Raw genomic sequence first — 21,101 nt, 5'->3', positions numbered from 1 at the left:
AAGGTTTTTTCTGAGTGTCTACTTAAAGGGGATAATACCACGTTAAACGTTAAACGGTTGGCTTTTTGATCGTTAAATAGCTATGAACTTCAGGGTGTCCCCATGTACTGGAGCATAGAATTTGCCGTAGCGAAGAATAACGTGCGACGGCATTTCGGCAACTTTGCTTACAAGAGCTTGAATCCCTTCGATCGTCGTTTTTCTAGGCAGGCAATCTGAGGTGGTAATATTCGGAGAACTGCCGAATCTGTTCCTCCGCATTCTTCTTATTGGAGGTATTGCTGTTCCGTAAAATGTTGACTAGATCGGATTATTGGATAACGTGCGGGCACAACCCAAGATTACAAACGAACGGTTTGCATTATCGCTTAATCGGCGGCAAGATGCTTGCACATCCCACACCGCAGCAACAGCCTAGGCATACCAACAGGATAACAAATCATTTTCTAGATTAGGCCTGAATCGTTCAATGCTCGCCGTACCAGAACGGCGGCCTCAGCTCGGTTCATACTTTCCTGGGGCAGAATACGTCCGTTATTGCCTTTCACGATACCTTGCTGGATGAGGTAAGCAACAGACTCTCTGGCCCACCCAGAAACGCGATCTCCATCCCGATAAGCGGACAAGATCCGGTTTGCTTCTTCCGCACCCAGCGGGGAATAGGAGTTGCCTTGGATGGAACGAAGCGCGTTCGCAAGCATGATCATTCCCTGCTCACGAGACACGGCGACCTGCCCATGAAACAATCCGTCACCGAATCCGGAGACGAGCCCCTTCTCGGCGGCGATTGCTACAGGCGTTTGGTCCCATGCCCCGTTCCCCGCATCGGGAAATCCGCTTGTAATTGCGTCAGGGCGCATCCATCCGAACCCTCTCACGATTATAGCGGCGAACTCCGATCGTTGAACCATGCGGTTCGGCTCAAACTTCGCGGATCCCGTACCCGACACGACTAACCGCGCTCCCATCTCATTGACTTCGTTTTTCGCCCAATGGGCTTCAAGGTCGGAGAATCGCTGCGGGTTTTCAATGACGGCATAGACATCATGCTCAGCCAGATCATGTATGACTGCAAAAGTACGGCCATCCCGATGGTCAACGGTTGTCGGTATGGAGAACATGGAACCGTTCGGATAGATGGCAATTCCAATCGGAGTTCCGCTCGAATTCGTCCCTGCTGACAGAACAATCGATTTCGAGATATTGCTTCCCGGAATATGAATGGCGTCAACCGTGTTGCCTGCATGCGTAAAAGTCAACTTTACGACAATCGGATCGGCCAGCCATAAGTAACCTTGCGTCTTTGCTGCCTGTTTCGTTCGAGCAAGATCGTCATCCCATAAGCGCTGAATGGTCACTTTCGCCTCTATCTCGCTTAGGGATACGGAGCCGAGACGTTTCGCGATAGCCTGCCAATCCAATTGCTCCGCATGCACCGGAAACGACAACCAAGGAGTTTGGATTTCAAGAGACGCGCCTTTTTCGGCCATTCTTGCCAAGTCTTCGGCTGTCAACCCTTCAATCGCAGCATCGTTTGCCGTCGTCAAGTAGACGCCAAGCTGGCCGCCGCCGTTGCGATCGATAAGGGACCTGATTTTGCCCGCATCAAGTACGACTGCCGACACTTGACGGTTTCCGCTAGTTCTTAACGTCACTGTAGCGTAGGACTCGGTGATTCCGTTCATCTTCGTCTCGATTCCCGTGGCGGGATTGGGCAATGGCACATCGCCCGGATTACTTCCTCCGAATGCTCCCGCGTAAGAAATGACGGGCGTTGCCGCCTCTGCGCTTCGCTCTCCGATGAGGTTCGAACCGGTCGCCAGGTAATGCCAGGAACCCTTCCCTGCAAATTGAACCCTGATCGCGAATTCGGTTTCGCCGATTCCCAATTGCTGCTCTCCCGCGAGTGTGTCCTGATCGTCCAGCCAACCGTTTCCGTTCCGATCGTTCCAAATTTGGACCCGCGATCCCGCCGCAGAGGTTCCTTTAATCGTATACTCAGATTCGTTAATCTCAACGGCTTGCTCCGGCGATGTCACGGTCGGCGACGGCATGACTGGTTCTCTTACATGCAGGCCCACATACCTGTAAGACACATCCGCTTTGTCCAAGGAAAATTGCGGCAGCCTCTCCAAGCTGGTCCATCGATAAGGGTCCGCAGCTTGCCCCCTTATCAGTCCATCCGGCCGAACCTCAACAACCATCTGCACACGTATGGACCCCATGTCCGCTTGAACGATGGCGATGCCTGGTTTTAACGCCGTTAACCGACCGTTCGCGACCGAGACGACGTCCGTCTGCTCGGTACTCCATGCAACCGGCGACAAAGGCGTACGGTAAACGCCTGTATCCGTTAATTCGGTTACGGATAAGCTCGTCTCGTCGCCGATCCCGAGCAAAGAATAGGGCTTATCAGCGATCAAGGCGGCAGCCCCTGACTCGACGGGCAGCTTCATGCGGAAGTTGAGTTCGACCAGCCCTATCTCCAAAGCGGATCCGTCCGGTTTCAGCAAATAAATGTCGGTATTGTCCAACGTTTGTCCTCGGAAGGCGGAGACGTCAATATCGAACGTTCCAAGCTGTCCGTCGTAAGCAATGGCGTATGAATTGTAAAAGGGCTGTTTCGGATCCCATGAACGCATGTAGAAGGTCACCGTTTGGCCTTCGTAATCCGCATTGTTAACGAAGCCGAACTTGCCGGTCAGATGAACGTCCCGCTCATCAGGAACCTGCATGGCAATGCGCCCGTTGATTCCCGTTCCGCTTGCATTGCTAGTAATCAAGATCGGATTCGCGTATGAACGACCATCTTCCATCGTGACGGATACCGGCCTGGAAGCCCCGCCGTATTCCGTAGAAGTTCCAAACGGAAAAGAGGCATAAGTCGGTTCGACGGTCCATGTCCCTTCCTCGGCAAACACCGGCAGCAAATCCGAATAAACATATTCATCGCCGATGACATGGACATAGCTTCTGGCAACAAATTCATCCGTCACCAATGTAATTTCCGCCGTCCCTTTACCTAGAGCCCTTATGACGCCTTGCGGCGATACGGCAACCAAATCGGGACGGCTGCTAAAGAAGACGGAGTCTCCGCCCGGCGCCCACAGCTCCCGGCTTCCATCGTTATAAATTTTCTGAACGACCAGTGATTCCGTCGAATCCACCTGCAGTGTCTTGTTCTTATCTGCGAACAAAAGCTTCTGAATCTTCTTCTGCGGCGGCTCGTCCTCGAAGACCAACTTGAGCTCCGTCAGATCGATTTTACCGTAGGTGACGTCCGTAGCGGATTTATTCCGCACGTTCACATCAATTCTGATCTTCTGACCTGCGTAAGCGGATAGATCCGCTTCCAATGTCGTTCCCGCTCCCGTGACGGACAGATCCTTCTGCAGCACGAACAGGCTTCCTGCACCGCCTTCCTTATACCCTTCGAGAATAAGCGAGTTGTATGTTCCTTCGGGCGTGCCCAATGGATAGCGGAACGTGGCGACGGCTTTGACCCCTTTCTTGTTGGGTACCTGCAATGAATCCAACGATCCGCTTACCTGCTCTCCAGACTGCAGCGGCTCGTAGCGGTACGCGCCGTCGTATGTTTTGCCGTCTTCCGATATGACCTGTGTCATGACGTTCGAAATCCCGAAGGCGTTGCCCGTCCCGAATGTGTACGGATGCCAGCCATTCGTCATCGACCAGGTGCTCCATGCGGCGTTCGCCATAAGTGGAAGAAGTGAATTTCCCAACGGTTGCTTAACCGTCAAAGTAACTGAATTGCTAATTCCGCCCACAGTAGCCGTGATGACGGTTTGGCCTGGGGCAAGGGCGGTCAATCGGCCGGACTGGGTAATCGTCGCGACGGCTTCATCGCTGCTTGACCATGTCGGCGCTTCCGTCATTTCGTCTTTATAGAAGTAATATCCATCGGGCGTTACGCCTGTTACGTCAAAGCTAAGCAAGGATCCGACTATTGCTTCCAACGTTCGAGGTTGAGTCGCCTCCAACAGCTGATGTTCCAGCGTCTCGCCGGATAAACGGACAACGAACCGATCCAGCGTTGTCGAATAGGCATTGCCGCCGTTCAAATGAAGGTCTTCCTTGCTTCCGTTATAATAAACCAACGTTTGCGGACCGGCCGTTGCAATCGCCAGTTTCCCGTCTTGGCCTGGTTGGACCATCCGATCATTCGTTACATCGTACTTGGGCGTTGCATCCGGAAAATAGACCGTATCCGTACCGGCTGCCGGAAGCGTTACGGTTACGAACGATTCGTTCGCGTTTACCTGGAGGCCGCTTCTAGAATATAAATGAACTCCCGCTTCATCGGCCAAATTTCGGTAGAAAGGTACGGAAGAGATGGACGGTGAACCGATCCACACTTCTTTGCCGCCGCTATGCTGCTTATAAGCGGCGGTAACCTTGGAGCCGGTGCGGCCAAGCACATGAACGCCGTCCGATTCCTCGGCCGCGAACATCGGGATCGGCGAATCGGATCCGCCCAGCTCTTCTCCCGGCGCGATTCCGGCGAGCAGCGGTTCAGCGTTGTCGTCGACCGCGGCGATCCGATACGATTGAGGCGCCGATTCCGTCGTCACTAACCCCGTTATTTCGCCGATCTGATCCGCCGAGCGCCGATCGGCTTGACTCGCGTCCCTTTTCCAATAACCCGACGCATATAACCAAATGACCGTTTTCCCCGTCTTGTCCCACTGATTCAGCGCGGTTCGCTGATCATCGCTCAAAGCGTAGGCATTGGCGAACAAATACAGCTTGTACGGATCTGCCCTGCCCGAAAGCACATCGGACAGCAGCACGATATCATACGGCGCCCCGGCCTTGGACAACTCTTCCCGAATGAGCCTAAGCCTCTCGTTCACGGACGAGCCGGAGACGGATTGAACCATCTGCGAGAACTCGTCAACGACAAGCGCGATTTCCGCGCCCGACTTGCGGGGAAGGTTCACGGCGGCATTGGCCAATTGATTCATCTTGCGGATTTCGTTGACCATTCTGGCGTTGTTAAAGCCGCCGTATCCCGTATCGTCGTACCAATGCAAGCCGTACGACTTCGTCAGCGCAAAGCCGAAATTCCGCCACAGCAGGGCAAGGGACCCATCAACGCCATCGGAAAGCGGGGGGGCTCCGTGCGTATCCGTCCCGATATGGGTGGCATAATCATCTTCTCCAACGTAAAGTTTGCCGTGCAACCGGGCCGAATCCATCGCCCCGTGTACGCTCGTAAACCCGTCCGACAGGTTGCGATGCGTATAATCCAACGGTGAATAGAGCAGATCGATATCCGGACTATTCAACAGCGTTTCTATGTCCAGTTCTCCGGAGAGCGGGCCATATTGGCCGAATGCCATTGTATAACCGCTATACACGGACATTAGCTTAGAGCGCCCTGTCTCTTCCTTCACGACGCCGGCCAGATCCGCAATGAACTGGGATAATTGCTTGTTCTGATACTGCACATAATCAATTACACTGCGATCCGAAGCGGGATTGAGGAAAGGGTCGCCGCTAGCCTTTACCGGAATGGAAGCGGATTCAAAAGTAACCGTAGAATCGTTCCAAGACTGGCGCAGCTTGCCGAGATCCGAATCGTATGTGAGTTTCAGCCATTCCCGGAACGACGCAGTATTGCTGACACTTCGGTCGAAATCGCGATTGGCCCATGTGTCGACGTTAAACCATTCACCCGTGCTCCCGCCGCTGAGCATGTAACCAAGAATCCGATCCTTCATCGGACTAGCTTCGTAACGACGGATTTGTTCCCTCAGGAAAAGCTCCGCCCGGTTTTTCCACTCCTTGGAACCATAGGAATTCGCTCCCCATGAGGCGCCTTTGTCGACATTGACTTCCGCGGCGTTCGCGCTGTCAAAACCGAACGAAAAGTCCGTGCCAAGCCATAAGATCGGGAGAAAATAAGCCTTGGGATCTTTCTCAGCGATCTTCTGCATCTCGGGGAGCCATACTTCCAGCGTCGGGTAACCGGTCGTATGTCTAGGCTGGTAGATGTGAATGCCTGCATAGTTAGCCGTCTGCGTCATTCTCGGATACCAATCCCACTGGAACCAGCCTATGAGAGGCTGGGGTTTGCCATTGACGTGAAGCGTGGGATTACCGTTAAGATCTTCGACGGTCGCGGATCGCACCGGCTCGAAAGCCGCGGAACTTTCCGCGCCTCCGCTCGCATGTGCTTTAGGGGCGCCTATCAGGGAGAAGCTGCTTGCAGACAACAGAAAAAAACAAACCATGGACATGATCATGCGTTTCACTTTCCATTCCTCCTCAAGGGTCGTGCATTATTCAACAATCGAATCGGCAGAACGCAAATGAACGACGACTTCATAGTTATCCGCTTCCGGAACCGTAAAAGTTTGTCCGTTCGGGAGCTCCACGGTTACCGGAATTTGGCGGGGTCCCTGAACATACAGGCGAAACCGGCCATCGTCATCCAACTCCCATTTGACATGCACCGTCCCTTGCAGCGTAGCCACTTTGCCTTCCGCCCAAGCGAGATGGCCTATCCGAGGTTGAACCTTGATCCGCTTAAATCCCGGCTCGGCGGGTTTCACGCCTAATATTTCCGCGGGAAACTCATAGAGCGGAGTCGCTCCCCAGCCGTGACAATCGCTTCTTTGCGAGACAGGGTCCTCAACCCAAGTCGTCAGGTTAAGATCCGCGAGCCGCCTCCAAGTTTCCCATAGTGGGAAAGAGAGTTCATAGAGTCCGGTATCGGATAAAGCTCGAAACAGGAAAAATGCCATGGCATAAGAGACGTTCGGCAAAGAAGAGTCGCGCATCATCGTTTCTAGTAGTTTACGCGCTACTTCACCGCTCACCGTGCCGGATAGTCCCCCCCATATTTGGGCGTGCTGCGAATATTCCTCCGCATCCGGACCATCCCGAAAGAGTTGCCGCTGTTCCGACCAACAATTTACGCGGATCGCTTCATTGACGTTGTCTGCGCGCAGTCTGTATTCTTCTGCGGTCGTAGCTCTGCCGGCAAATTCGTTCAGTTCCGCGGCCGCATTCAGAGCCGCAACGTATTGCATGCTGAGTACGGTAAGGGGCCCCTTCTGATTGGCAATAGGCACTCCCGCGAAATCTCGCCAATGTTCGACCCAATCCACGAAAGACCAATACTGCGGAGGCATTTGCCCGACAAGTCCTCGTTCGTCAAGCTGTCGTTCGAACCATCCCAACACCGCATCGATCGTAGGCAAATACATCCTGACGAGTTCAGAATCGGCGAAATAATGATAGTGGTCGTGAACCATCATGATCCAATAGACCGAAAACCCAGGAATAATTTGCGGAAATAGAGAAGGATATCGGCTTTGAAGCATCCCGTTCGGTAGAAGTGAACTATGGAAGTCGAATATCGCTTTGCGGGCCAACCGGTCGTCGGCGCTCAACTGATAGGTAAACAAAACCTGAAGCCTAGTATCCATCGCATATTGCAGCTGTTCGTAGAAAGGACAATCTTCATAAGTCTCGTGCATGCAACGCTTTAACGTATTGATGCTAATATCCCACAGCTTGCGCAGCGATTCGTCCGAACTGCGAAAATCTGCTTGAATCTCTAGCGGATAACCAGTCTCGCGATAGTTCAACCGATGAAGGATAAGCGGCTCGCTGCCAACTTCGACTTGGAGCCGCACGAAGCGGAACGTACGAAACCAAAACGGCTCGTATACTTCATAGCGTTCCAAAGAGGGATCCCCGAATCCTTGAACGCGATAGACATCTTCCTCCCCGATCAGGAGTCCCTTCGATGAATCGTCGCGAACCCCTTTGTTGCGGCGAATCGTGGATTCCTGAGGATCCTCGTAGCATTCGGCGCAGAGCATACGAACGCTGCTCCCCCGCCCTCCGATCATCGCCAAACACAAGTAACCCGTCGTCAATTCACCCGCATCCAGCTCGATCATAAACCGATGTCCGGCTTTCAATTCGAATCCATGGCCTTCCCCCGGTATCCGCCCCTCATGAAGGAGATGGAACCCGGGCTCCCCCCCTTGACCGCCTTCCATTCTCATAATCGAGCGAAATCCCCGTTCTTCTTCATATAAGGGCGGTATTGGACGCGGAGTAAGCGGCCAAGGCGTAAGCTGACCATACGTAGGGTCGTATGCGCTAGCGATTACCGAGGCTTTGTCCCAATGCCGGTCTTCATACTCGATCTCTTCCCAACCGTGCGGCAACAACATCCCGTCCACACGCTCTACTCCCCCGACATACAGCGTTTCAAGCTCGCCGGGATGAAACGAAAGCGCCCGATCCTCCAAATAAACCCACTCTTCGCTGCTGTTTAACTCAGTGGTAACGCAACCATTTTCATCGACAAGATCGCCTTCCAAGAAAAAAGCACCTGTATTGGAGCGCCAGACGGATGCAGGCCCCCCCGCGCCGAGAACAAACGGTTCCGAAACGGCGAAATGAAGCACCTTTGCCGCCAGCACGTTTTTCCCAGGACGTAAATGCTCCGTCAAATCGACCGTCTCGTAATGATGCGTATACCGGTCCCCCTTGCATGGACCGACCGAAACCGATTTGCCATTCAAATATAATCGGTAACGGCTATCCGCCGAAACCCGGACGACCAGAGCGCCGACGTCCCCCTCCGGAACACTGAAGCTTCTTCGAAAATAGACCAACTCATGCTGGCCTTCCCGCGCCGCGACTTCAGTCTTTTGCTTCCAAATCCATTGTGCCTGCCATGTTCTGTGTTGCTCCATTCTGACCTCCTGCTGTTCGCGAATAATCGTGTAATCCGGGAATAGCCCTATTCCCCTTCGACCTTCAATACTTTCATGTTATTGCCGCCTACGGAAACGGCGTACCGCTGAAGCTCCGCTTTATCGGCCCGCGACTTCGAACCGTTCATTAAGTTACCGTAACGACTGTCTTCAAGCTCCCGCCCCTTCCGTTACAGCTTCAGCGCTCCGCTGGTCATGCCGGAAATAAATTGCCTGGAAGCGATGATAAAGAACAGAAGCAATGGCAAGCTGGTTATGATGTATCCGGCGAACAAAGGTCCTACTTGCTCGTTAAATTGCGACGTGAACGTCAATAGACCGACGGCCACCGTCTTCTTGGCATCGTCCGTTAATACGATGGAGGGCAAAATAATATCGTTCCACGTATTGAGAATGTTCAAGATGACCAAAGTCGTAATAATCGGTCGGCTAAGCGGTACAGCGATCCGCATAAACGATTGGAAGATGGATGCCCCGTCGATATAAGCCGCCTCGAACAACTCGCCCGGGAGCTTCTCCATGAATCCGCGCATCAAGAATATTCCGAACGGGATTCCACCCGCAATATAAGGTCCAATCAGCCCCCAACTCGAATCGATCAGTTGCAGATCGCGGATTAGGATAAATAACGGAATCAAAGATAGAATTCCAGGAATCATCATCAGCGAAATGATGATGTAGAAGATCGCCTCACGCAGCGGAAACACGAATCGTGCCAGTATAAACCCGCTGATCGAAGAAAATATAACGATCCCTAACGTCGCCGCGGCGGTAATGAATACCGTGTTCATCATGAAAGGACGAACTGTCTCCCAAGCGAGCGAATAATTTTCTAAGTAGAAAGGAAGGGTGATTCCCCAAGGATTATGGGTATCCTGATCAAAGTTTTTGACACTTTTAAACAACATCGAAATAAACGGGTAAACCGTTAGCAGCAGCAAAACCCACAACGCGATATGGGAAACCAACTGCCCTGCCGAGAACCTTCTGGAAAAAACTTTCATATATCATTCCTCCGAATCTATTGATCCGCTTTGATAAATTTCATATTGATGAACGTGATAGCCAGAATAACGATAAAGATAACGAATCCGATCATCGACGCGTATCCGAAATTGCTATATGAAAAGGCCTGCTCGTACATAAGCCAGCCCGGAACAGCAGTAGCTGAACCCGGCCCGCCCTTTGTAAGCACGAGTTGTACGCCAAACCCCTGAAGCCCCCCTATAATCCCAAGGACGACCATTAGCTTAATTTGCCCGGTAATCAAGGGTAGATCTATGCGGAAAAAGCGTCGTACTCCCACCGCGCCTTCCACTTCGGCTGCCTCGATCACTTCTTGGGAAATACTTTGAAACCCCGCCAAATAAATCAGAAAACCTAATCCCGCAACCCACGGGAAACCGATCAACACGATGGATGACAAAGCCATTGAAGGGTCGCCTAGCCATCCATAATCATGCGGCAAGCCAAACGATGCCAACACCGTATTGAATAATCCCGTCAACGGATCCATTAGGCTTTTCCAGAGCAGCAAAACGACAACACCCGGAACGACCATAGGCAAGATGAACATGTATCGAAAGAACCCGGAGAGCCTGGCATGCTTCAGGTTAAAGACTAGTGCCGCCCCGATAAGACTCATGACATTCCCGCAGATCAAGCCTACAACGAGCAGAAACAGCATGTTCCATATGGAATCCAGCAGGAAGGAATCCTCGAGCATATATTCGAAGTTTTGCAACCCTACCCACTCGGCTGTCGCCCCGTTCCAGTTCGTGAATGCATGATAAAGCGCGGACAATGGGGGGAAAAAACCGAAGATAAGCAAAATCGCCAACGTGGGCAATAGAAACAAATAATAAAGTTTCGCCCGGTAAAGCCGTCTACCATATCCCATACGTTCTTCTCCCATCAATAACAGTATTAAGATTTGATGTCGGAGCGCCCCTATTGCCAGCTGGCGCTCCGACACCAAGTTAAGTCACATTACCACTTCGACTCGTCGTATTTGTGCTGCTGAACGAGGCTGTTCACACTTTTCTTCATCGCTTTCCCGAGTTCGACGAACAATTTATCCAAACTGATCGAACCTAGCAAATAATCGACGGACAACTTTTCATAAGCTTGGCCGTACTCGGGACCCGCTAGCACCGCAGCGTAGAAAGCGCCCCAAGTCAAATAGCCGTCTTTATAATCCTGCTGGAACTGGTCGTACATGGGCTTGAACATTTCTACGGCTTCCGCGCCGTTCGCGGCCGGAATGGCTGCTTCCAGTTTGTTTACTAGACGGGCGTTGTTCTTCGGAGATGTTAAATACATCAGGAAGTCCGCCGCGAGATCTGCCGTCCCTTTTTTCTCGGCCGAATTGGTCAACTGCCATGCCGTAGCATAGCCTGCCGTTCCGCGAATCGTGTTGGCTCCCCCGAATGGAGATTCTTCTTGCGACAAGATCGGGAATGACATCGTTCCGTAATCGAACTTGCGTTCTTTATCGTCTTGGACATTGCGCATATGAATGCCGACCGCTTCGATCATGGCCACTTTTCCGGTAACGAACGCCTTATAAGCGTCCGTGCTGTTCCACCCTTTAGGGTATCCGTCCGTCTTCTCTTTTTTCAGCTTGTAGTATTCGCGGTTTTCTGGGGAATCGACTTGATACAAGTCTTTCTTGTACGCGCGAACGAATTCTTCCTGATCGATGATGCCGTTAGGCGTAAGGACGTCCCATTCTTTGATCTTCTTGGCGAATACCGCCGTCTCAAGCGTAATGTCGGACCAACGATAGATCGGCATGTACGGTGCTACGCCAATCGCCTTTAGTTTTTTCTCCGCTTCGAAGAACTCCGTATACGTCACCGGCGGCTTGTCAATACCGGCTTTCGCAAACAGCTCTTTATTGAAAATAATGCCGATCGGCACCGCGTCAATAGGAATGTAATACACCTTACCGTCGCCTGATTTGTTCAACCAAGTTTCGTTATACAAGTCCTTCCATTTCGCGTTACCTTCCGCGTAAGGGTTAGGCATATCCAAATATTTGTCGAAAGGCAGTACCCAGCCCTTCGGATAATCCTCGTCCTTGAATACGCCGATTTGGTAAATGATATCCGCGGCAGTTCCGGCAGCTAGCTGCGCGATGGCTACCTTGCGGTCTTTGGATTTGGTTGGCGATAAAATCTCGATTTTCGCTTCCGGATGCAGCTTCTCCCATTCGTCCGCCAATACCCGAATTTCATTGTAGGGGTGAGGGTTGGCGTCGGATTTTTCCATGCTCGTCGTCGGCGCATAGTCGGTGAAATCCCCGCCTGGATCGACGACGATTACTTTTTTCTCGACGGGTTGTTTCGGATCCTCCGCTTTTGCGGGTTCGCTTGTGCTTGCGCTCGGCTTCGGCTGATTGTTGCCGGATGCCTGCTCTTTATTTCCGCCGGAGCCGGAACTGCAAGCCGACAGAATCAGCATCGCAATCATGGCGACAGCCAATGTTTTATACCATTTATTAGATCGAATCATTTCATGACCCCCATATTTTTGAGATAATGGTAACGCAACCATTTTGTTGTAGACTTCCTCTTTACCATACATTAATGGCCAAGAGGAGTTCCTTCCAGCACATGCACGCCATAGCCGTCGAGCTTCATCGGCCAGCCCAAAGCCATATCGGAGCCGTTCAACTCGAAAGAGCCTTCAGCTGGCTTCATAAGATCGCATACTTCCCATCGAACGGAATCCGCGTTGATAAAGCTTTCAACTTTGATTTCCCCGATACCCAATTCAACGCGTTTCGTTTCGTTATCCGGATTGGCGACATACAGCAGCCAACGTTGACCATTCGTCCATAGGATTGCGATAATCCTTGGGTCGCTAACGAATATACCGCGATAGCTGCATTTCCCCGCTGCCATCACTTCGTTATGTTCCCGGATTGACATCATGGATCGGTAAAAGTCCTCGTTTCCTTGCTCTGCCCCGTAGAAGGACATGAACCCGCCGTTCATGAACATCGCGGTACCGACCATTACGCGGTGGGCTTCGACGCCGAAGGCTTCTCGATTGAATTGTCCTTGGTGGAAGCCGGCCCATTCATGCGAATCGTGAGAATCGGTCTGATGGACGACGCTTATCCCTTCGGGCATCGCGGCTTCCGCTTCTTCCAGCCATTCCGCCAGGTCTCTCCAGCACAACGTGTTCTCCGAAGCTTTCCTCCAGAACTTGTCGGACATGCCTCGCGGATCGATAACGTTGGCCATCGCCGGATAGATCCAGTGATAGTCATAGTTGTAGCGATACGGATGATACCGGGCAACCAACGGTCCGCAGCCTTCGGTGTACATGATTTTGCCCGGGTAAGCCGCGGCAACCTTCGCTCCGATTCCTTCCATCATGCGATAACCAGCGTATAATGCCTCGTAAGCCGGCCGATCGATAAGCGGGTCCCAATTCGGAAAGAAATTCCACGTTTGTGCATCCAACCTGAAGCCGTCGATGTCGAGCTCCCGGATCAGATAGATCATCGCATCGGCGATGTGATTCTGCAGATCGGGATTCGATAAATCGAACGATCGTGTATACGTGCGGGCGAACTCTCCGTTCTCATGACGCGAAAACCATTCCGGATGCCCGTCAAGATAAGGCGAATCGAAGCGATAATTCCCGTCCGGCATGCACCAGTCCTTCGGTTCTTCCTCGAGCGGCCCGTGGAACACGATGTCGATGATCACCTTGATTCCGACATTGTGGGCTGCCTTTACGAGGTTTCTTAATCCCATCCGATCCCCGAAAGTCGTATCGACATCGAAGAAATCATAAACCGAATAAGACGGGAACGGAAACCTCGGCATCACCTCCAAGGCGTTGAATCCCAACTCGCGGATATAAGCCAGCTGACGGATCACATCGTCATAGCTCGAGAATACGGTTCTGCCCATCTTTTCGCCAATTTGAATTTCGCAGATTCTCAACTCCCGGCGGTCGGACATTTCCTCCCCGGCGTAACGATACGGACCGAAGCTTCTGGCGGCCTGCCATACCGCCTCGACTCTATCACCGGAAAATCGGCCGAAATAAAACGTTCCGACCTCAAGCGTCTCTCCCGGGGATAGGAGGCACGGGCAGTATACCGTGCTTTCCCGTATAACCTGGTCATCGATGCGAAGAAGCCTAGATTTCATCGGATATGCATCGCTCGCCCACCAGGTCAACGCCGCGACTTTTTCCCGAGCGTCATACACGCCCATAATCCCGGAACGATTACCCGGTTCATCCGATCCGTACGGTGTAGGACTTTCCGAAGCAAACTGCATGGGATTCGGATATTGATCGACTTTCCGGCGAAGCTGATAAGGTAAATCCAGTTCCGGCGCGTATCCCGGCATCAAAATCTCGCAATCGCCGAGTTTATTCCGACCTAATCCTTCGACGATCCATTTCAACGAGCGGATCACTCGCTTTTCCGCGCCAAGGTTCGTAAGGGAGACTTGCAGCGCCACGTCGGTTCGACTTATTCGAAATGCGAGGACCATTCTCCAATCCGTCCCCAATAAGAGGTTCAACTTCAGAAACGCTTCTTCCTTGGCTTCACCCGGCCTGAAATCGACAGATTCCAGTACCCCGTCTCCTCCGATACGATTCGTTCGCTGAACATGTATCATCTGCCCTTCGTTGTTAGGACCGCTTTCGCCATCCACATCAAACCGAACGAGCGAATGGGAGAACGCAAACTCCTCGTGGCCATCCATCGAGATGGATAATGGCTGTCCCGTCAACGCATCGTAGCCAATTCGAATCGGGTGATGTTCGACATAGTTGATCAACTGTTATCTTCCCTACTTCCCGGGACAGCTTCCGTATGAACGGGCGGTCCGTATTCCGTGCTGAACCGTTCCATTTCCTGCAGAACGGCAGCATACTGCATATGAAGCAGTTGTAATTGGGCTTCGATCAGGCGTTTTTTGAGCTCAAGGTTTTCCAGATACAATTCATAGTGCATGATCAGCACCATTCGTATCGATATAACCGATTCGATTGGAACCGTTATAAAACTCGATCTTCTGCGTTGAGGCGTTATACTTCATCTTAATCATGTTGGACGCTTCAAGCGCAATACTATCGTTCGCCTTGATTCGGATGGCCGAATCGGAATGCGTACCGGTCGATAGGTCCAGGCCGACATTGTTCGTGCCCGACGACCGAAAAGCATATGTACCGTTCGACTGTACGTCAACGCCGGTCGTTACGTTCCCGGTCAAGAGCAGCCCCTTTTTAAAAGAGCCTTGGTTAGAATCGCCGTTAACCGGGCCAAGCCGTATTCCCGCATAAGCTTGGCATGTCGATCCTGCAGCGACTCCTTTTCCGACTACGATATCGATTCCGAAGCGGATCTGGTTCGTATCTTGACCGTTGGCGAACACATCTACTTCCAATCCTAGAAGGCCGGTCGTACCCGCGGTCTGCGTGTGGTCGCGAGCTTCGAAAACACCAGCCCAAGTCGGCCCCGTTCCATGCCGGTTGCCTTGCCCGTAAAGAGCTACGTTCTCTCCCGCGCTAGCGAAATTGTTAAGTACGCTTGTAATGCCCCATTCAAAAGCGGTTACTCCGTTCCGCACCGTATCAACAACATATAAAGCGCTGTTCACATAACCAGGACTTCCACCCGAATAATTGGCGTCCCTGGAAATATTCATGGATGATGTCGTTGAGGCAGCGGGCGCGTTGACTTGCACGGTTCCGGTAAAGTTCGTTGTCCCTTGATCCGCGGCCACCGCGAATCCGGCGGGTAGAAGGCTGCCTGCTAACAATGCAGCCCCTGTTACTCCGATCGAAGCAAGAAATTTTTTTCTACTTACCTGTTTCTCCTCGATCGTATCATTGTCGTTGGACTTGGACTGCGCGTCTTCGAGCATACCATCTCTCCTCAAATGATATCGCAACCATAAATATAACAACAAAATGAACGATAGCCCTCTTCGACATCTCTTTATTCCTGTATTCAGTAGATCATTATTAATGATTGCGCAATCATTTAGGTTCATCATATCGAGCCGTCTTGTCTTTGTCAATAGAAAATCCGGCTCATGCGGTACTGAATTTATTTGTGCGCTTTCGCCGTGCTCTCCCTAATAAGCAGAGCCGGTTTTAAAGTGATGTTGCTATTATCGTCGTGACCGTATATTTTCTTCACAAGCAATTGAGCTGCCACCTCTCCGACTTTATTCTGAGGGTGGGCAACCGTTGTTAACCGCGGGAAAATTTGATCGCCGACAATGATTCCATCAATGCCGATAATAGACAGCTCTTCAGGGATTCTAATGCCTAAGCGATGGGCCGCATGGATAGCTCCCACCGCAAGAAGGTCGTTTCCGGCGAAGATCGCCGTAGGCCGAGAAACCCGCTGCAATAGACGATGAGCCGCTTCTTCCGCGACTTTCACATCTTCTACAGGGATCAATTCGACTAGCGAAGTGTCGAAACCCAAACCGAATTTGAGGTGGGCATCCTTATAAGCACGAAGACGATCGATCCACACGTTGGCATCCCGTTCCACCGATATGTGCGCAATCCTCGTGTGTCCTAACGCATATAGGTGATCCATGGCGATTCTTCCCGCCAAATAATTGTCCACTTCTATGCACGACAAAATCGTCGAACGCGGGTTGGGATCCATGAGGACAATGGGAATGCTTTTTTGCTTTAAGTTAGCCAGTTCCTCCAGATTGGCATGGAACTTCTCCTGAAGCTTTAAGGAATCGAATTCGATCGATGTGATGACAATCCCGTCCACGCGCTTCTCCAGTAGGAGCTCCAGATTCTGGGTAGCCGTTTCATAATCCTTTGCGTTGCATATAATGACATTTTTGCCTAGCGAGCGGGCCATGGTCTCGAGACCAAGAATAAACTCCGGGTAGTACGGATTGGCGATGTTAGACAACAGCAATCCAATCGTATCGGTTCTGTTTGTGACCAAACTTCTGGCTATACTGTTCGGTTTGAAATTCAATTCATCAATCGCTCTCGTTACCTTTGCCCGAGTGGAGGGTTTCACTTGCTCCGGGGAACTAATTACCCGAGATACGGTAATGGGAGAGACTCCTGCAAGTTTTGCGACATCTTTCATGGTAATCATAAGGCTCTCCGTCCTGAAATCAATAATGATTGCGTTATCATTTATAATGATAATTTGATTTCTATTATGTGTCAAATCTAGCGAATTCGAGGACCGGGACGAGAACCGAGAGTGTTTAATCAGAATCACGCCATCCTGCAAACCTCACTACCATTGTCCTTAACTTTGTTAGGAATAATATCTTTCGGCGTTCTGGAACCATCCACCGACCGTTCTTCACTCGCATCGACACGAGCGGCTCAGGTTCCGCTTCGCCTTGTCCCGAGGTGGACGCAAATTGAAGTTTTTCAGCTAGCGATCCCATTATGATACCCGCCTCCAATAATGCAAACTGCGGGCCAATACAACCTCTGGAGCCTCCCCCGAACGGAAAATAAGCAAATCTCGCCCATTGAGAAACTTCGCCGTCGAACCTCTCCGGACGAAATGCGCTAATCGGCGAGAATATCGTACCGGCCGTTTGGCGGATCGTAATATCTAACGCGGCTGCCAGCTCCGCTTTGTCCACATCAAGGTCTTGAACAAACTGCGTGCAATAATGCCAAGCGTTAACTACATCATTACCTCATGCATGGGAATGGGCACCCCATCCTCATTTGCTTCCCCCGCCAAGGACCGCGTTAGCCGTTTCTTATTGTATCACTTTCAATGAAGATTAGGGAGCCCAGCCGCCGCTCGTTCTTCCGCCTGCTGCAGCTGCTCAAGAATGAAACGGCTATTCAGCTCCTTTTCCTTCAAATCCTGAACCGTATAGTAATAATGATTGCTCGCTTCAAATCCGATCCGGGAATCCCTGATGACAATATCGTATAGCTGCCGGGCATTGTCCGCTTCCTTACGGACAATATCCATTAGTTTGCGGCACGCCTTAAGCCGGGTTTGTTCACGATTCGCGGCCAGGTACCGGTTTCGGGTTATCACGAATTCGGTCTGTAAATACGTGCTATGAAAATGAAGATGAGCTGTGGAAGCCGCCGTCATCAAGCTGTCGAACTCGTGTTTGGCATCAGGAAGCACGAGCTTCCGCGCTTTCTCCAGCAGCTGCAGCCCCTTCCTCCAACCGTCCGACAGCTTCTTGAACTGACTGGCAAAAACGGATTCCGAATAAATCCCTCTCCAAGACAGAAGATCGTCATACGGAAAACCAATCATCGTCGCCTGAAATCCCGTCGGCTGCAGATGCAGCAGATTGACGGGCCCGAAATTTTGCGGGGCGCAATACAGCACGTTCAGATCAAACGGAAATTCCTGGAATGCTCGGCTGAAAGCGGCTGAAGCATTCGCTATCCCTTGTCCCGCAGCGCTTCCGAATTTGTCCCGAAGCAGCTCATTGATCCCGGTCTTTTCCCCGGTTTCGCTCTCCCAGTAGTATTCGGCAGCCAGCTCTAGATTAAGCGAAGGGTACCCGCCCAGCGTCCAACTCAACAGCAGACCGCTGACTCCCGAATCATTCAAACGATTCAAATGCTCCTCGAGCAGTTGGAAGACGGGCAAGAACGGTACCGCGGAGCATTCCCACGTGTTATTGAACTGCACCTTCGCCGCCGTCCGCAGCCCCCGCTCATTCGCAGTCCGCCAGCTTTGCAGCGACTTCTCTCCCGGCCCGACTACGGACATGGAATAGTCGATGACCTGTCCCGGTACTCCCACAATGTTCGTGGCTATCGCTTCCTCGCTGGTGGACATGACGATAACATTGTCTGGAAGTCTTTCGATCGCGTTTGCTATATCGCTCTCCGTCCATCCCCAATCCGCGGACCATCCCCACGTCCAGCAAAGAATGCGCGCGTTGGGTTGTTCACTGAACGCGCCTTCCGCGATGAGTCCGTTCACTTCCGCTACCACTTCGCTTGGCTTTCTCTTGCTGCAGCGTGGACAATTCGTCAGACCGCCAGCCGCACGGGAATAGCAATGCGTCCAATTTTCCGACATCGTAATGGTAAACAGACCTGCCAAATCAGGAACCTCGCGAAACAGCCGAGCAATCGCTCCGCGTAAGAGCTTCTGAACTTCCGGATGGGATGTGCACATCATCGCTTGGCCGTCCTCCGTATGTCCCTGCCAATCCGGCTTGTCGGCAAAAAAAGGAACAGGCATGGACCGGGGCTCGTTGCAGTACAAATAAACGCCGATTCCGTATTGCCTAGCTCTTGCCGCCAGCCTGCGCAGTCCAACGATTCGCTTCTCCCAATCGACGGATAATTCCGGCGCTGCATCCCACGGTACCAAGCTGTACAGAACGCTTTGCAGCCAGATCCCGTTGACTCCTGCATCGGAAAGCCTTTCTAGCAATTCGTCCGGGTACGGGTCCAACTCGGGTGACAGAAGGGGATCCCCGTATACCGCGCTGTAGGAGTAAATAATGCGTAAATCAAATTTCGAGGTCCTCCGGTACTCACCTGCGATAACATAGGGTACCCTGCGTTTCCGCATTTGCCCGGCAAGCCATTGCAGCCCCCGCATAATTCCTGTCTCGGCTGAAGCCCTGATCGTTATGGTATCCACGCCCACGGAAATCGTATGGCTCTCCGCAGGCTGAGACAGATCCGGCACGATTTCAATTCGCATGACCGGCCTATGTTCAACAGTTGCCGATAAAGCAGAACTATTTTGGATGATCCACTTCGTTCCCCAAATCTGTTCATGTTTCCTTACGAATCGTTCTAACGATGAATCCAGAATGGAATTCCCTCGCGGCGCTTCGATTGTCCAGGGAATGTCTAGCCTGAGCTCCCCCGGATCAGGTTTCCTCGCCGGAACTCGGTCTCGTACAGATGGCTCTCGATATTGGTCTAGAAAATCGAAAGGTTGTTCGAACCTTTCTCCATGAGTTAAAGATCCTGTCCGTTTACCGAAATGGGTTACGATCGTTTCTCGGATATGCCGCGTCTGATCTCGTTCCATCGCATTCAAAGGCCGATAACGGACCGGCTCCGTCCAAGGCTTCATGCTGCCCAGCTTGATCCATAGGAAATCATCCTCTTTCAAAGTGAAAGCAAGTCGCTCCTCCGTCCATCCCAGCAGTTGAAGAAGCTGCTCGAAGGGGAGCAGATGCCAGTTGGCGCGGATGATCGTAATGTAACCTCTTTCGAGCCATCTCGCTTCGTTCCCAGCCGTCGATTTATCAAGCCCCAGTTCTGTTGCGGCTTCTATGATTTGCGCTTCGGTGGCGCCCAGCACCTCACCGAGCCTACCAGTCGATACCATGCCCCAATTGCGCCAAATGACCGCCTGCATGTGTGTAGGGAAATGCGGCAAAGCCAGCGCCCTCTTTTCTGAATCCGTTTGCAGCTCGAGAATCATTGCGAATCCCCTTTCATGCCGATATAGGCGTACCGATTCGATTTGCCAATCTGCCCAGCTTGCTGATCTCCACGACGATCTCGTCCCCGTCCTTCAGCCAAACGCGCTTCTCCGGCGGATAGCCGAAAATAACGCCTTGCGGCGTTCCGGTGAGGATGATGTCTCCTGGGCTCAAAGTCATATATTCGCTGATATAACTGACCAATTCGTCGCAATAAAAAATCATATCCGATGTATGGGATTGCTGCCGAACTTCTCCGTTCAAGCGGCAGCCGAGCTCCAGACGGTTCGGATCCCCGACTTCGTCTGCCGTCACCAGGTACGGGCCGATCGGACAGAAGTGATCCAGGCTTTTGCCGAGCATCCATTGATTCGTTCTGAACTGCAAATCCCTGGATGACAGGTCATTGGCGATGCAATAACCGAATACATGCTCCAGCGCCTCGTCTTTGGAAACTCTGCTCGTCGTCTGGCCGATCACGATCACAAGCTCCACTTCGTAATCTGCTTCCTTTACGGAAGGAGGCAGTGGAATCGTCTGCCCGTGAGCGGCGATGGAATTGTTGAATTTATTGAAAAGAACGGGGAATTCCGGAATGCTCATGTTGGATTCCGCGGCATGCTCGCGATAATTTAAACCAACACAAATGATTTTCCCCGGACTAGGAACGCACGGGCCTAATGTCAGATCTTCCTCGGGCAGCAGATTGCCGGCTTCCACAGCACTCCGCACGTGCTCCTTCAGCTGCTTGATCACTGGGTCGCCCCCGGCGATCAAAGCTTCCATCGTTTGCGGCCATCCGTCCGCCGCGGGAATTTTCACGACTCCGGATTCAGTCTTGACGCCCAGTCGTAAGCCTTCTTCCGTTGCAAATGTAAGCAGTTTCATTCCTTACACCCCATCATGT

At 51.9% G+C, this 21,101-nt stretch carries 12 protein-coding genes; all 12 read right to left on the bottom strand.

The window, feature by feature from the left end:
• Positions 1-446 precede the first annotated feature (446 nt).
• Entirely contained in the window at positions 447-6,269 is a 5,823-nt protein-coding gene (locus EKN16_RS29595) for an S-layer homology domain-containing protein (protein ID WP_232016615.1), read from the bottom strand.
• A gap of 36 nt (positions 6,270-6,305) precedes the next feature.
• A complete protein-coding gene (locus tag EKN16_RS29590) occupies positions 6,306-8,744 on the bottom strand; it encodes an alpha-L-rhamnosidase-related protein (RefSeq protein WP_125664945.1) in 2,439 nt (812 codons plus the stop codon).
• Positions 8,745-8,935: 191 nt separating this feature from the next.
• Positions 8,936-9,769 carry a carbohydrate ABC transporter permease gene (locus tag EKN16_RS29585; protein ID WP_125664943.1) on the bottom strand — a complete coding sequence of 278 codons (834 nt, stop codon included), beginning with the start codon at positions 9,767-9,769 and terminating at the stop codon, positions 8,936-8,938.
• Positions 9,770-9,786: 17 nt separating this feature from the next.
• Entirely contained in the window at positions 9,787-10,665 is an 879-nt protein-coding gene (locus EKN16_RS29580) for a carbohydrate ABC transporter permease (protein ID WP_164523049.1), read from the bottom strand.
• Positions 10,666-10,754: 89 nt separating this feature from the next.
• The gene (locus tag EKN16_RS29575) at positions 10,755-12,281 is read right to left on the bottom strand and encodes a type 2 periplasmic-binding domain-containing protein (protein WP_125664939.1); all 1,527 of its coding nucleotides are present in this window, start codon (positions 12,279-12,281) and stop codon (positions 10,755-10,757) included.
• Between the two features lie 71 nt (positions 12,282-12,352).
• The gene (locus EKN16_RS29570) at positions 12,353-14,581 is read right to left on the bottom strand and encodes an alpha-amylase family glycosyl hydrolase (protein WP_125664937.1); all 2,229 of its coding nucleotides are present in this window, start codon (positions 14,579-14,581) and stop codon (positions 12,353-12,355) included.
• Positions 14,578-14,757 carry a hypothetical protein gene (locus tag EKN16_RS29565; protein WP_125664935.1) on the bottom strand — a complete coding sequence of 60 codons (180 nt, stop codon included), beginning with the start codon at positions 14,755-14,757 and terminating at the stop codon, positions 14,578-14,580. Before EKN16_RS29565 ends, EKN16_RS29570 begins: the two co-directional genes overlap by 4 nt.
• The gene (locus tag EKN16_RS29560) at positions 14,747-15,670 is read right to left on the bottom strand and encodes a hypothetical protein (RefSeq protein ID WP_125664933.1); all 924 of its coding nucleotides are present in this window, start codon (positions 15,668-15,670) and stop codon (positions 14,747-14,749) included. The genes EKN16_RS29565 and EKN16_RS29560 overlap by 11 nt, the downstream gene beginning before the upstream one ends.
• A gap of 185 nt (positions 15,671-15,855) precedes the next feature.
• Positions 15,856-16,890 (bottom strand): LacI family DNA-binding transcriptional regulator, encoded by a 1,035-nt coding sequence (locus EKN16_RS29555; RefSeq protein WP_125664931.1) that lies wholly within the window; start codon positions 16,888-16,890, stop codon positions 15,856-15,858.
• A gap of 115 nt (positions 16,891-17,005) precedes the next feature.
• Positions 17,006-17,398, bottom strand: a complete 393-nt coding sequence (locus EKN16_RS29550; RefSeq protein ID WP_125664929.1) for a cytochrome P450 — start codon at positions 17,396-17,398, stop codon at positions 17,006-17,008.
• A 137-nt stretch (positions 17,399-17,535) separates the two neighbouring features.
• Positions 17,536-20,193 (bottom strand): hypothetical protein, encoded by a 2,658-nt coding sequence (locus EKN16_RS29545; protein WP_125664928.1) that lies wholly within the window; start codon positions 20,191-20,193, stop codon positions 17,536-17,538.
• 13 nt (positions 20,194-20,206) lie between these two features.
• Entirely contained in the window at positions 20,207-21,082 is an 876-nt protein-coding gene (locus EKN16_RS29540; RefSeq protein ID WP_125664926.1) for a fumarylacetoacetate hydrolase family protein, read from the bottom strand.
• Positions 21,083-21,101 lie beyond the last annotated feature (19 nt).

This window comes from Paenibacillus baekrokdamisoli, assembly GCF_003945345.1.
Lineage (GTDB): Bacteria > Bacillota > Bacilli > Paenibacillales > Paenibacillaceae > Paenibacillus_Z > Paenibacillus_Z baekrokdamisoli.
Note: the sequence above shows the minus strand (reverse complement) of the source record. Positions and strands in the feature narration are given on the sequence as shown.

Excerpts from the sequence above, each read along its gene's own strand:
- EKN16_RS29595 (WP_232016615.1), bottom strand. The coding sequence starts at position 6,269 with ATGATCATGTCCATGGTTTGTTTTTTTCTGTTGTCTGCAAGCAGCTTC.
- EKN16_RS29590 (WP_125664945.1), bottom strand. The coding sequence starts at position 8,744 with ATGGAGCAACACAGAACATGGCAGGCACAATGGATTTGGAAGCAAAAG.
- EKN16_RS29585 (WP_125664943.1), bottom strand. The coding sequence starts at position 9,769 with ATGAAAGTTTTTTCCAGAAGGTTCTCGGCAGGGCAGTTGGTTTCCCAT.
- EKN16_RS29580 (WP_164523049.1), bottom strand. The coding sequence starts at position 10,665 with ATGGGATATGGTAGACGGCTTTACCGGGCGAAACTTTATTATTTGTTT.
- EKN16_RS29575 (WP_125664939.1), bottom strand. The coding sequence starts at position 12,281 with ATGATTCGATCTAATAAATGGTATAAAACATTGGCTGTCGCCATGATT.
- EKN16_RS29565 (WP_125664935.1), bottom strand. The coding sequence starts at position 14,757 with ATGCACTATGAATTGTATCTGGAAAACCTTGAGCTCAAAAAACGCCTG.
- EKN16_RS29560 (WP_125664933.1), bottom strand. The coding sequence starts at position 15,670 with ATGCTCGAAGACGCGCAGTCCAAGTCCAACGACAATGATACGATCGAG.
- EKN16_RS29555 (WP_125664931.1), bottom strand. The coding sequence starts at position 16,890 with ATGATTACCATGAAAGATGTCGCAAAACTTGCAGGAGTCTCTCCCATT.
- EKN16_RS29545 (WP_125664928.1), bottom strand. The coding sequence starts at position 20,193 with ATGATTCTCGAGCTGCAAACGGATTCAGAAAAGAGGGCGCTGGCTTTG.
- EKN16_RS29540 (WP_125664926.1), bottom strand. The coding sequence starts at position 21,082 with ATGAAACTGCTTACATTTGCAACGGAAGAAGGCTTACGACTGGGCGTC.